This is a genomic window from Lentimicrobium sp. L6, assembly GCF_013166655.1.
Taxonomy (GTDB): Bacteria; Bacteroidota; Bacteroidia; order Bacteroidales; family UBA12170; genus UBA12170.
Map to the genome: position 1 here is coordinate 14430 of NZ_JABKCA010000031.1, position 13897 is coordinate 28326.

Consider the following 13897-nt stretch of genomic DNA (forward strand, 5'->3'; position numbering starts at 1 on the left):
AGTTTTTTTAAGGCCTATCTTTTGATGAGTTTGATAGTGTTAATGCGGTTTCCATTCACTAGTCTCATGATGTATAAACCATCAGAGTTTTCATGTAAATCAACTTCTGAGATTCCAACTTCTAATACTTCTTCTTTTATGATATGGCCTTTTAAATCAATGATTTGCATATGGGTTCGTTCTGAGAGTTCTATTTTGAAGTATCTAGAGCTTGGGTTTGGATAAGCGAAAATTGAAGAGGTCTCTGTATTCTCAATGCCATCAATAAATTCGAAAACTGCTTTAATATTGCGATTTGACCAAGCAGAGAAGTTATAATTATCATTTTCACTCACCAACTCACCATCCTCTTTCCAACCTACAAATGTGTAGTTGGTATTTGGCGTGGCACTAAGGGTGATGGAGCTACCATAATCATACGAACCAGCTCCTAATATAATTCCACCATATGCAGGAACTGCTAATGCTTCTATGTTGAATTGTTGAACCTTGAAATGTGCCTTTAAGTTTCTGTCTGAGGTAACAGTGAAACTGAATTCTGGGTCTATAGATACCACATCACCATCCTCTGTCCATTTTAAAAAGTAATAAGTAGAAGAAGAGTTGGCAATAACAGTGGCTGTTTCTCCGTAAATAAAATTTCCGTCTCCTTCAACTTCACCACCATCATCGGTATTAGCTGAGGTAGAAATATGATATTCTGCAATGATGAAATTGGCTTGTAAAATCATGCTGTTGTTCACTGAAAATGTGTATGTAGCTTGATCACTAATTACAATGCCATTATAGGTCCAGTTAAAGAATTCCCAGCCCGTATGGGGTGAGGCCAAGACAGTAGTTTCATCGCCAATATTAGCAAACCCACCACCGCTAGCAATACCTGCAATTGATGAACTCACAGTTGTTGAGATTTCAAAATCGTAAACACCAAAATGAGCTTCTAGATTTCTGTTTTGTTCCACAGGAAAAACAAGGTGAGGATTACTTGATATCGATGTGCCGTTTTCTTGCCAACTGATAAAATAGTATCCTGGATTTGGAATGGCATACATGTGACAAGATTGTTCCGGAGTAAAGTTTCCATCTCCTTCAATTATGGCTGAACCATCTGGAATAGCATCGGCGGTAATGGTATAATAATCTTCAGAGAAATTGGCTACAAGATTTCTGTTCTTTGTAATTTCAAATTCATAAATGGCATTTGATGAAACAACTAAGCCATTTTCTGACCAATTTACAAATTCGTAATCGTTTATTCCTGAGGCTGTCATGCTTACAATATCACCATAGTTATATTCTCCAGCACCAATTATATTTCCTCCTCCAGTAATGTTAGCCTCAGCAGTTACGGTAAACGAATTGCTCTGGAAATAAGCTATTAATTCGGTATTTTGACCGACATAAAAAGTATAATTGGTATTGGTGGATACCTGCACTCCATTTACTCTCCATTCCATGAAAATATATTCTGGATGTGCAATTGCTGATACCGATACTGACTCTCCATATTGATAGATTCCTCCACCTTCTACATTTCCTCCGATACTAGGATTGGAAATAAGGTTAACTGTAAAGTCCTTTAAAGCATAATTAGCTTGTAGTATTAAGTCTTCTTCAACAACAAAGCTATAGGTTTCGTCAGAAGTAATTTCGGAGCCATTTTTTGTCCAATTTATAAACTGATATCCTTCGTTTGCTTCAGTATGAATGGTGCAGGCTTCTCCTAGTAAATAACTTCCGTTCCCTTGGGTGTTCCCAGCTGTGCTGGGTGAAGAAAATGTTTCAATTTGAAAGTATTGATAAGGAGTGATATGAACTAGAAAGGCCACATTCCAAATTCCTTCATCACCTTCTAATTTCAAATTAAAGATAACATCTTTTTCTGGGCAGTCCTGAGCAATTTCAAAGTTGAAATCATTAGATGACCAAGCTTGTGATCCTTCAGAGATGTTGCCAAATTCTTCAAAATCATCGGTTATGGTAATGTGAGGATCGTTGGTAAAAAGTTGCCCAGAAACAGAGTGAACTGGACCATTTCCAATGTTACTAATATTAATAGGTAGTTCTATGGTTTCTCCAGGTTGGGCAACACCATTGTTGTCACCTGAACTTCCGCCTTCATTATCGTCATTTATTTCAAAGGAATCAAATGTTAATTGTGGAATGCCTGCACCAGCTATAGGTAAAAAGAATGTGCTGGTCCAGCTTCCTTCATCAGCAGAAATACTTAATGTAAACATGACTGTTTTGTCTTCACAATCATTGGCAATTTCAAAATTATAAGCATAGTTGGATAATCCATATTCACCTACATTTAAATTGGGATAAGATTCGTTGGCATCTGTAATATTAATATCGGAATCTTCGCAATTTAATACTGCAGAGATGTTATGAGCACTGGCATCGCCCATATTCTCAATTTCTATTTGTAATTCAATATTTTCTCCAGCAGAAGGAATACCATCACCATTACCATTGGAGCTACCATTGTCATCATCATCAATAATATGGTCGTTAAATCCTATTGTAGGAAAGCCTTCTGTTGTATGAATGTGTACTATAAAGGTATCGGACCAATTACCTTCGTCAGATAGAATGTTTAAGTGAAATATGACATCCTTTTCAGGAGTTCCATAACCCACAGTAAAGTCAAAATCTAAATTGGACCAATCCACTTCACCTACTGAAACAGTGCCGAAACTTTCTGTATCATCGGTAATGCTGATATCAGAATCGGAACAAGAAATAATTGCGGTTACGTTGTGAGCTATGGCAGTACCAGTATTGATTAGGGCTAATGGAATTTCTATGTTTTCACCAGGTTCGGCTTTATGGTCGCCATCTCCAGAGCTGGAGCCTTCATCGTCATCATCAATATTGAAACTTGAAAATTCTAGTTCAGGATTACCAGCTATGCTCACATGAATAGTGAAATTGGAAACCCAAACCCCTTCGTTGGAGCTGATGCTTAAGGTAAAAAGGACATCTTTATCTGGGCAATTTGGTTGTACATAAAAGTCAAATTCATTATTGGACCAATCGGAATCACCAGCATCAATGCTGCCAAAATTTTCGTTGGCATCCGTAATATCGATATGAGGATCGTTTGTGCTTAAAACTGCACTTACATTATGGGCATTTGCTTCCCCATTGTTTTGGATGAGAATAGGGAGTTCTATATGTTCTCCTGGTTCCACAAATCCATTAATATTCCCATTGTTATTTGAGTTGTCATCGTCAATTGTTAGTTCTTCGAAAGCCAATTGGGGCATTCCTTGTTCAGAAATGTGTAGCACAAAACTATCAAACCATATTCCCTGATTGGATTCAATGGTCATATTAAAAACCACATCTTTATCAGGACAGTTGGAATTCACTTCGATATCAAAGTCATTATTGCACCAAGCAACTGCTCCAGCAGCAATATCTGCATAGTATTCAAAATGATCAGTAATTACAATATGAGGGTCTGATGTAGAGATTGAAACAGAAATATCTGTGGCGTTTAGGACTCCTGCATTATGAATTTGTATGGGAATTTCAATGGCCTCACCAGCTTCTGCAACTCCATCTCCATCACCGTCACTAGAACCAGAACTGTCATCGTCAATATTATGATTGGCATATTCTAAAATTGGGGAACCTGGATGAATAATGGAAATAGTAAAACTTGAGTTCCAGCTACCTTCTTCAGAAGTAATTTGTAGAGTGAATTCTACATCTTTATCGGGACAATTAGGTGAGATATTAAAATTGTATTCGTAATTAGACCAAGATTCGTCATTTGTAATTATATCTCCAAATGATTCAGAAAGATCAGTGATTTCAATATCAGGATCGGTACAGGTAAGAATTGCCGATACATTATTGGCTGTTGCTTCGCCTGTGTTTTTTATACTTATTGGTAATTCAATAGATTCTCCAGATTCTGCAATTCCATCTCCATCTCCGTCGCTACTGCCGTTGTCATCGTCATCAATTTGGTGATTGAAATAAGAAAGCTGAGCCTGACCAGCTTCGCTCACATGAATGATAAAAGTACTCACCCAATAGCCTTCATCTGATGTAATGCTTAATATAAATTCAATATCTTTTTCTGGGCAAGAGGCAGATACCTCAAAATCGTAATCATTATTACTCCAATCAATTTCATCAACAGAAATGGTTCCAAAGGATTCTTGATTGTCTGTAATATCTATCATGGGATCGGAGCAGGAAAGAATGGCACTCACATTATGTGCTGTTAAGGTTCCGGTATTAACAATTGCTAAGGGGAACTCAACTGTTTCTCCTGCTTCAACTAAACCATCTCCATCACCTTCGCTTGCACCACTCGTATCATCATCAACCAGGTGAGAAGAATAGACAAGCTCTGCTGAGTTGACTCCTCTATTTCCTTGTGCCATAGTTTGGTAAGGAATAGATGCAAGCCAAATGCAAGCCAAAAAAATGACGCTTAAATTTGAAGACTTTAGTCTCATGAATACAACATTTACAACACAATTTGAAATTCAAAGTCTACCTTAAATTGAATTCCGACTAAAGTTTTCAGCTTTAGCTAGTTCGTTATACTCAGGATATAAGGAAAAGTTACAGTTTTATTGGATGTTTATTTTCTGGCTAGCAGTTCTTTTGCCATCAAATAAGCGAAGGAAATATATGCCTTTTTGTAATTGAGAAACGTTAATCTCGATCTCTTGACTGTTTAGAGTGTTTTTTCGTTGATTTAAGATCATTCTCCCTGAAAGGTCGAGTATCTGATAGTTAATTTCTGAATCAAAATCGGAAATTTCAACTTTTATAAATTCATCAGCAGGGTTAGGATAAATAAATAAAGAGCTTAGTGCATTTTCTGGCTTAAAAATACCATTGGCTTGTTGTGTGGTACTTGGGTATATTGTGCTGTCTGCAACTAATATAGTATCAATGATATCTGTAGCGTGAATAATAGGCCAGATGTCTTGAATAATAATGTTAGTATGAAGTATTTCAATACTGTTAATGGTGTCGTCAGCCATAATCGTATCAATATAGGTTATACTATCAAGACTCATTAAAATAACTGTTGGAAAAGATTGTATTTCGAAAGCATTTGTGATGTCATTTCCATTACCTCCTATTCCAGGAACAACGCCATGTTGAATAGATAAGGAGTCGATATACTTTTTACAGGCTGCAGAGTCATTTCCCATATTTATGGAAATAAAATGAATGTCATGCTCATTATTTCCAAAATACTGATAAGCTGAATCTACCATTGGAGAAATTTCCTGACAAAATTGGCTTTCTGTAAAGAAGAACTCTAAGGCCACATATTTATTGGGATATTCATTCCAAAATTCTACCAGATTAAAAGTATCCTTCTCCATGGTAATGGCAGTGAAATCTGGGGAATATTGAGCATTTGATTGTCCAATAGACATCATATAAAGCGTGGCAAAAAATGCTAATAGTAAACTTTTCTTCATATCATTATTTTTTCAGGCGGTAAAGATAATAGTTTGCACCAAACCAGCCTATTTAAAATGATGGGGAAATCTTAAAAAAGCTTATGGTAAAGAATGCACTGTGAATATTGAGGTAATCCTCTTGTGAAACTCAAGAAAAGATTTAAATATTTTAAGCTTTATTTATTGAAAATGGTTTTAATCTGGTCCAGAAACGCGAGATCGTTTTCAATAGCTGTTCCAATAACAACCAAGTCGGCACCAGCATCGATTTTCTCTTGAATGGCTTCAGCACTTCTTATGCCGCCACCCACCATTAATGGTAAATCAGTGATGGCTCTCACTTTGCAAATCATTTCTTTTGAAACGCTATTTTTTGCTCCACTACCAGCATCTAGATAAATCATTTTCATACCTATCATTTCTCCTGCCTTAGCAGTAAGTGCAGCAATATCTGGTTTATTGGCGGGAACAGGTAAGGTGTTAGAAATATATTGAGCTGTGGTCATGCTTCCACCATCCACTAATATATAACCCGTGGAAATAGGTTCAATATTTGCGTGAAGAATATATGGAACAGATTCTACCTGTTTTCCTATTAATAGTTCGGCATTTCTACCAGAAATAAGAGAAAGAAAGAGTAAGGCATCAGCTTTGGGATTAATTTGCATTACACCACCTGGGAAAATAATCAATGGAATATTGCAGACTTCTTTAAAGGCTAGAAGGCACTCGTCCAGCAAATCTTTACTTAATAAGCTCCCACCAATTAAAAAATAATCGATAGGGTAAGAAGACAACTTGCTAGCTAAAGGAAGGAAATCTGACACTTTATGTTTGTCAGGATCCACCAATACAGCTAATTGCTTTTTTCCTTGCTCTGATTTTTCTTTAATGCGGGAATAAATATCCATTATTCAATTTTGGCCTTCAAAATTATTAATTATGGCGGATTTATCATAAATAATATGGTTATTTCTCAAAAAAGACTTCAATCTTTGATGTTTCGACCTTTAAATGCTTGTTTTTTTATGAATCTGCTTCTTTCTGTAACATATGCCACCGCTATTCAAATTTAGATGGAGATATTTCCCTATTTTTGCAACACAATACCTAAATATACGTAACAAATAAAAAAATATACAATAAATGGCTAATTCATTAATGGATCCTATTGGGAAACTAATGGGCTTAAGATATAAATCCCACCCATGGCATGGTGTGGATGTTGGTACAGGTGCTCCAGAAGTAATGACTTGTTATATCGAAATGGTTCCTACCGATACGGTAAAGTATGAGGTAGATAAGGAATCAGGATATTTGAAGCTAGATCGACCTGCAAAATATTCTAATACAGTACCTGCTCTTTATGGTTTTATTCCTCAAACCTATTCTGCCGAGAATGTGGCGGAGTATTGTAAGAAAATGACGGATAGAAAAGGAATTGTTGGGGATGGTGACCCAATTGATGTTTGTGTTTTAACAGAGAAAGAAATCACTCACGGTGATATTCTCGTTAGAGCACGACCTATAGGTGGTTTTAGAATGATAGATGGTGACGAAGCTGATGACAAGATTATAGCAGTTTTGGATGGTGATGTGGTTTATGGAAATATGAAAGATATTCATGATGCACCTGCTTTAATTATTGAAAGACTAAAGCACTATTTCCTAACTTATAAAGATATGCCAGGGCAAAATGAACTGAATGTAGAGATAACTCATACATATGGTGCCGAAGAAGCTCAAGAAGTGATTAAAAGGTCGCTAAAAGATTATCAAAATAAATTTGAAACTCTTCAGACTATTTTATCAGGATATTAAAATTTGAATATTATTTCTTGATGAATGTTCTGGAATATCTTTCTCCAGATTTGTATTCTACAGAAATAAGATAAACCCCATTTTGAAAGTCATTCACATGGATAGTTATATCTGATGTGGATGATTTTCCATTTATAGTGAGTACCTCTTTTCCAGTGATAGCGTATATCCTAATGTTTTCAATGATTTGATTGGATTGAGATTGTATTTGAATATTATCGGTACTTGGGTTTGGAAATACATTAAAGGCCGTTTGGTTTGTAAGCTCATTTGTGGAACTAGAAATTAAACCATGTGATTCTAATAACTCAATGAGTTCTTTGGCTGAGGAGGGCTCCGGAATAGCTTGTTCTATAATACTATGATCTGGAGCTATCAGTATTAAACTTGGATAATATGGAATTTGATAAGCCTCATATGCATCACCACCACCACCATCTAATCCTGAAACCAAAGGGTAATGAGTGGCATAATCCTCCTCAAAGCCCATCACCATATCAGTAGGGAAGAACTGGTCGATGGCCATGACATATAACCCATGTTCGTTTTGGCCGAAATAATGATACACTGAATCTATCATAGGAGCCATAGTTTGACAAGGTCCACAAGTCACACTAAAGAAATCAATAAGTACATATTGTTGATCTTCATCCAATATAGTAAAGAGTTGTTGGATTCCGGCATGAATATCTTTGGTTTTAAAATCTACAGCTTCGGTTAAAGGCGTTTGCGCTTGTAGGCCTAGGCTGAGTATTAAACTAAATAGGATAATATAGATTGATTTTTTCATGATTCAGAATGATATAGTATTGTGTCTTGCAAAAATAGGCAAATTCCTTGCTTGCATTTGTTAAAAGATTTTAAAGGGTAGGCCTTCTGTTTCTTTTATGAACTTTCGCATCTTGTTGGAGTATAGGGGGTAAATTTTTTTTTCTGTCCGCGACAATTTGCGTTTAAACCTTGACCGTAGTGTCAAGGCTTCCTTTTTTTTATGCAATTGCCATTTGTGGTCATCCATATCTGTCTTGGTTTACCTTGCCATTCCTGCATGGGTGGCAAATTAATAATTCTCCTATTTGTAAATCCAATTTCATCCCCATCCTCAAAATTCTTATTTTTGCGCAAATAGCTGATTTCTCATGAGAAGATTTTTTGTTTCCCTATTAATGTTTATGGTGATTTTGTCTTATAGTCAGGTGACTATGGAGAATGTACTAGTAGAGATAGGTACGGCCACATGGAGTTCTGCTTGTGCAAATGAGGCTCAGATTATTGAGCAAATGAAAGCTGATGGCTATCAGATTAGTGTCATCAACTATCACTTAAACGACCCCTTCTCTAATATATATGCCAATCAGAGAGCTGGTTTTTATCAGATTCAGAATATTCCATATCCTATAATAGGTGGTCAAGCCATAGCAGCCGGAGCATACGAAGATTACGTTAGTGCCTTCCATCAATCAAATAATACACCATCTTCATTTACAATAACCGCAACAGGTGAGTTTTTTGAGGATACTCTGGTTTTAGAATTAGGTATATTTAAAGTAGCAGCTATTGAAAGTGACACCATTAGTTTGATTTTGGCACTTACCGAATCCGAAATAAACTATGAGTGGCAAGGCAGTTATATTTTGAATCATGTGGAAAGAATCATGTCGCCCAATGCTCAAGGTATATCTTTGGATTTTTCAGAATCAAATTACCTTGAAATAGAAGCACAATTTTTATTAGAGGGGGAGTGGAATCCTGAAAATATGGAATTGGTAAGTTTTATTCAAAATGACACCACCAAGCAAATTTTGCAATGCCATTCTGAAAATGTTACCGCATTTGCTCCTTTACCTGTTCATGCTTTTTTTCAGGTAGAAGATACTATGATTTGTCGTAAAGATATCATCACATTCGAGAACTACAGTACGGGTGATGTTGTGAATACCCATTGGTATTTTGAAGATGGAAATCCTGAGGAGTCGAATGATATTAATCCTGCGGTTAAATATGAAGAATCGGGTGTTTATCAAGTAAAATTGGTGGTGAGTAATTCGGTAAGTTCCGATACTTTGCTCCTTGAGGATTATATTCACGTTCAGGAATTACCAGAACTTTCATTTGCTTTATTACCTGAGTTTTGTCACAATCATGTGGCTTATCCTCTAATCGAAGGACAACCTGAGGAGGGCCAATATTTTGGACTTTTTGTTGATACCGGTTATTTTCATCCTGAAGCAGCTGGAATAGGAAATCATTTTGTCTATTTCACCTATCAAGATCCAGTAACCCTATGTTCTGATACTTTGGGGCAAGAAGCTTTTGTTGATTTATGTGAATCAGTTGAAGATTTTGAACAAGAAGATTTTCAGATGTTCATTACTAATGATGATCAACAAGTCAGGGTGTCTTTCCCTTTTTGCAAAAATGTGATAGTGAGCGGTTTTAGTGTTTTTGATTTGAAAGGAGCAATGATTTATCAATTGGCTAAGGAACCTAAAAATGAGGAAATCATTCAATTTCCCATCCCTTCATACAACCCCTGTTTGATTTTTCGTGTCCATACAGCCAAAGGAATTCAAGTATTTAAATATAGTTTAAAGTAAAGCTGATAAATTTAATAATTAACAGCTTCATACTTAAATTATTAGTATACTTGCGCTATCTTTTGAAATATTTTTACAAACTCAAATAAAATTCAATCATGAAGAAATTTTTACTAATTGCTATGGCTGTAATGATGGGCTTTGCCTCATTTGCAGACGGTAGCTTTTCTGTGAATTATTCACAGAGCTCTGATAGTGAAAGACAATTGTCGTTTACACTAGGCGAGTACAGTATTGAAAACACAGTAATTAATGGTCAAAACTATTCTAAAATTATTTTTGACCATAGTGTAGTTACTCGAGAAAAAGGATGGGCTGAACTACCATTTTTAAATAGTTCTGTTCAAATCTCGAATCAAAAGAACGTAAGTATTGATGTCGCTAATAGTGAATATGTAGATATCACATTAGATTATCCTTTGGTACCTTCAAGAGGAACCATCTACAGAAATCAAGATCCTAACACTATTCCTTATGAGATAGATCCAGCTTCTGTAAATGATTCTTGGTATCCAAAATCAATTGCAAGTGCAGATGAACCTTTCATTTTGAGAGATGTTCGTGGTACTAATGTTAAGGTATATCCTTTTCAATATAATGCCGCAAATAATACACTAAGAGTTTATACTGAAATCACAGTAAATGTTAATGATAACAATAGCCGTGCTATCAATCCTAAAACTCGTACTTCAGTTATGGTTCTTCAAGAAATGGATGCCATGTATAATAGTATGTTTGTAAACTATGCAGACTATACTCGTGAAGCACTTCCTATCGGAAACTTTGGTGATATCTTGGTCATTACTACTGAAAGAGATGAGGATGCTTTACAGCCATTTATCGATTGGAAAATGGAAAAAGGATTCAATGTTTATAAAGAAGTTGTTGCTACTGGAACAAATGTAAAGTCATTGATTCAAGAGTCTTACGATAATAATCCTGATATCATGTATGTTCAACTTTCAGGTGATTGGGCTGATATCAAAAGTGATTTAGGTGGTGGTGCCAATGCACCTATGGATCCTATGATGGGTTGTGTGGAAGGAACTGATTGGTATCCTGAAATTGCAATAGGTCGTTTCTCTGGTTCTTCTCCTGCTCATATTACTATTCAAGTTGATAAAGCTATTAACTATGAGAAAAATCCTGAAGTAGGTGGTGAATGGTATACTCATGCTTTATCATTAGGAAGTAATGATGGTAGTGGTGGTGATGATGGTGAAAAAGACTGGGCTCATACAAATGTTATCTATGATAATAAATTAGAGCCTTTTTCATATACTACACATACCACAGCTTACGATCCAGGAGCCAATTCTGGTATGGTAGCTAATGCTGTAAACGATGGTATTAGTATTGCTAACTATTGTGGTCATGGTTCTGAAAATTCTTGGGTAACTTCTGGTTTTAGTAATTCTCATATTGCTTCCTTAACTAATGAAAACAGGTTACCTATTCTTTTCTCAGTAGCTTGTGTTAATGGTGCTTTCCATTCTGGTGAGTGTTTTGCTGAAGCTTGGTTGAAAAAAGAAAATGGTGGTGCTGTAATGGCATTAATGGCTACCATTAACCAGCCATGGAACCCTCCAATGAGAGGACAAGATTATTTCAACGATATTTTAACTGGTGGATATGATTATGCTACAAATCCTGGTAATGGTACAAGTACCGAAGAAGGAAGAACTTTCTTGGGAAGTATTGTTGTTAATGGATTGAACTTGATGTATGCTGAGGCATCTCAAGGAGAGGATCTTGAAACTGTTCAAACATGGACTACTTTTGGTGACTGTGCATTACAGCCTAGAACTATGGCTCCTGCTGAGTTGAGTTTAAGTAGCGAAACTATTATTAGTGGTATTGCTTTTTCAACAACAGTAACTAGTGATGGAACTCCAATGCCAGGTGCAATGGTTGCTATCTCTCAAGCTGCTGATGGTCTTTATTATAGTGCTATTGCTGATGAAAATGGTGAGGTAACTATTGAGCATGAATTACTTCCTGGTGATGCCAAACTAGTAGTTACTGCTATGAATACCCAAACTATTTATGAAACTGTTCAGATTATTTCTCCTGAAGGACCTTATATGGTTATCGAAGGTTTTGAAGTAAATACTGATGATGGTTTAGTCATGTATGATTCTGAAATTTCTATGGATGTTGCATTTAAAAACTTAGGTGCTGATCCTGCAACTGCAGTTACAGTTACCATTACTTCTGAAAATGATGATTATTGTACTTTATTATCAGCTGCTACCATTACTCTAGGTGATGTTGATGCTGATGAGATGATCACTATGGAAGATGCATTCAGCTTTGCTATCGCTGATAATGCTCCTGACCAATATATGGAAACCTTAACTTTCGAAATCAATGGTACTGCTAAAGATATGTGGGAAGATAATGTAAGTTTCAAAATTAATGCTCCTGCTTTAAATATTGTATTTGCTGAGATTGACGATGCAGCTGGTGACGGAAACGGTCGTTTAGATGCTGGTGAAACTGCTATCCTTAAATTCAATGCTAATAACAATGGCCATGCAGGTTCTCCTGAAGCCAATATGACCATTGCTACTTCTAGTCCTTATATCACTATCAATACAAGTGCTGCTACTTTAGGTGCTTTAGATGCTGCTGGAACTGCCATGGCTGAATTCGAAATTACTGTTGCTGATGACGCTCCTCTTGGAGAATTAGCTAATTTCTCAACTGATTTAAGTGCAGGAAATTATTCAACTAGTAATTCTATCATGCTTCCTCTAGGTTTGGTAATTGAAGATTGGGAAACTGGTGATTTCACTCAGTATGAATGGACTTTCTCTGGAAATGCGGATTGGACTATTATTGAAGGTTCTGATGTTTACGAAGGAACATATTCTGCAAAATCAGGAACTATTTCCCATAACCAAAGTTCAAGTTTAGAAATTGAAGTTTCTGCTGCGAGTGAAAGTTTGGTAAGTTTCTATAGTAAGGTAAGCTCTGAAGGAAATTATGACTTCTTAAAGTTCTTCATTGATAATACTGAGATGGATTCTTGGTCTGGTACAGAAGCATGGGGAATGCATGAGTATACTTGTCCTGCTGGAGAACATACCTTAAAATGGTCTTATTCTAAAGATGGTTCTGCATCAAGTGGTAGTGACTGTGCCTGGGTTGACTATATCGTTCTTCCTGGTGCTAGCTCTTCTTCTCCTTTATTCGCCGATTTTGCTGCTGACCAGCAAGATGTTTGTGATGGTGAGATGGTAGAGTTCTCTTCTAATTCTGTTGGAGCTGTAACTACTTATAGCTGGACTTTCGAAGGTGGAGAGCCTGCAACATCAACTGATGAAAACCCAACTGTAGTTTATGCTACTGCTGGAGTATATAATGTAAGCTTAACTATTGGTGATGGTACTAATGAAAATACTATGACAAAAGAAGCCTATATCACCACACATAACTGTACTGGTTTAGGTGATGTACAAGCTTTCAATATGGAAGTATATCCAAATCCTAATAATGGTCAGTTTACTATTAAATTGAACCAATCAGCGAAAGTTGAAATTATCAGCGCTGTTGGACATACCGTTTATTCAAACCAATTGATTGGTAAAGAAATGATTGATTTATCAAGTCAAGCGGAAGGGGTTTACTTTGTAAAAGTAGAAACTGAAACAGAAAGTAAAGTAGAAAAAGTGGTTGTTAGAAAATAATAACTGTTTATGATATTTTTAAAACCTCGGCTTTTGGTCGAGGTTTTTTTTGTGCTTTTTTTGAGGAGCTTATCTTGGGTGTTTAGTTTCATTCCCAAATAGCTGCAATGGATTTGTAATCCGTTGCCAACTTCTTTTATCTATCATATTGTAGAAAGCTTAAATTAAGAAAGCGGAAAACATTTCCGCTTGAGCTGGAAGATTAAATAATGAGCTGGAAATATTTACCTAAAACAAAAAAGCGACAGAAAACCTGTCGCTCAAAATAATATCAATAGAAATATCTTATTTCTCCGTTAGAAAATGTCAAACTCTTCGTTACTTTCGTTTTAAAACA

General features: G+C 36.1%; 7 protein-coding genes. 3 read left to right on the forward strand and 4 right to left on the reverse strand.

The features are described from left to right. Window positions 1-14 precede the first annotated feature (14 nt). From HNS38_RS09345 to HNS38_RS09355, 3 genes are all read right to left on the reverse strand, one after another. Window positions 15-4406 carry a T9SS type A sorting domain-containing protein gene (locus HNS38_RS09345; protein WP_172280642.1) on the reverse strand — a complete coding sequence of 1464 codons (4392 nt, stop codon included), beginning with the start codon at window positions 4404-4406 and terminating at the stop codon, window positions 15-17. 192 nt (window positions 4407-4598) lie between these two features. Beyond that, entirely contained in the window at window positions 4599-5468 is an 870-nt protein-coding gene (locus HNS38_RS09350) for a T9SS type A sorting domain-containing protein (RefSeq protein WP_172280644.1), read from the reverse strand. 158 nt (window positions 5469-5626) lie between these two features. Continuing rightward, window positions 5627-6361, reverse strand: coding sequence for a geranylgeranylglyceryl/heptaprenylglyceryl phosphate synthase (locus tag HNS38_RS09355; protein ID WP_172280645.1), 735 nt, complete (start codon window positions 6359-6361; stop codon window positions 5627-5629). Window positions 6362-6596: 235 nt separating this feature from the next. Between HNS38_RS09355 and HNS38_RS09360 the strand changes: the two genes are divergently transcribed. After that, window positions 6597-7271, forward strand: coding sequence for an inorganic pyrophosphatase (locus tag HNS38_RS09360; RefSeq protein WP_172280647.1), 675 nt, complete (start codon window positions 6597-6599; stop codon window positions 7269-7271). Between the two features lie 10 nt (window positions 7272-7281). Here HNS38_RS09360 and HNS38_RS09365 read toward each other — a convergent pair whose 3' ends face one another. After that, entirely contained in the window at window positions 7282-8061 is a 780-nt protein-coding gene (locus HNS38_RS09365) for a T9SS type A sorting domain-containing protein (RefSeq protein ID WP_172280648.1), read from the reverse strand. A gap of 349 nt (window positions 8062-8410) precedes the next feature. Between HNS38_RS09365 and HNS38_RS09370 the strand changes: the two genes are divergently transcribed. Further along, complete coding sequence (locus HNS38_RS09370; protein WP_172280650.1) at window positions 8411-9868, forward strand: PKD domain-containing protein; 1458 nt, start codon at window positions 8411-8413, stop codon at window positions 9866-9868. 98 nt (window positions 9869-9966) lie between these two features. Continuing rightward, window positions 9967-13560, forward strand: a complete 3594-nt coding sequence (locus tag HNS38_RS09375) for a C25 family cysteine peptidase (protein ID WP_172280652.1) — start codon at window positions 9967-9969, stop codon at window positions 13558-13560. Window positions 13561-13897: the final 337 nt, after the last annotated feature.

Excerpts from the sequence above, each read along its gene's own strand:
- HNS38_RS09370 (WP_172280650.1), top strand. The coding sequence starts at position 8,411 with ATGAGAAGATTTTTTGTTTCCCTATTAATGTTTATGGTGATTTTGTCT.
- HNS38_RS09345 (WP_172280642.1), bottom strand. The coding sequence starts at position 4,406 with ATGGCACAAGGAAATAGAGGAGTCAACTCAGCAGAGCTTGTCTATTCT.
- HNS38_RS09375 (WP_172280652.1), top strand. The coding sequence starts at position 9,967 with ATGAAGAAATTTTTACTAATTGCTATGGCTGTAATGATGGGCTTTGCC.
- HNS38_RS09355 (WP_172280645.1), bottom strand. The coding sequence starts at position 6,361 with ATGGATATTTATTCCCGCATTAAAGAAAAATCAGAGCAAGGAAAAAAG.
- HNS38_RS09350 (WP_172280644.1), bottom strand. The coding sequence starts at position 5,468 with ATGAAGAAAAGTTTACTATTAGCATTTTTTGCCACGCTTTATATGATG.
- HNS38_RS09360 (WP_172280647.1), top strand. The coding sequence starts at position 6,597 with ATGGCTAATTCATTAATGGATCCTATTGGGAAACTAATGGGCTTAAGA.
- HNS38_RS09365 (WP_172280648.1), bottom strand. The coding sequence starts at position 8,061 with ATGAAAAAATCAATCTATATTATCCTATTTAGTTTAATACTCAGCCTA.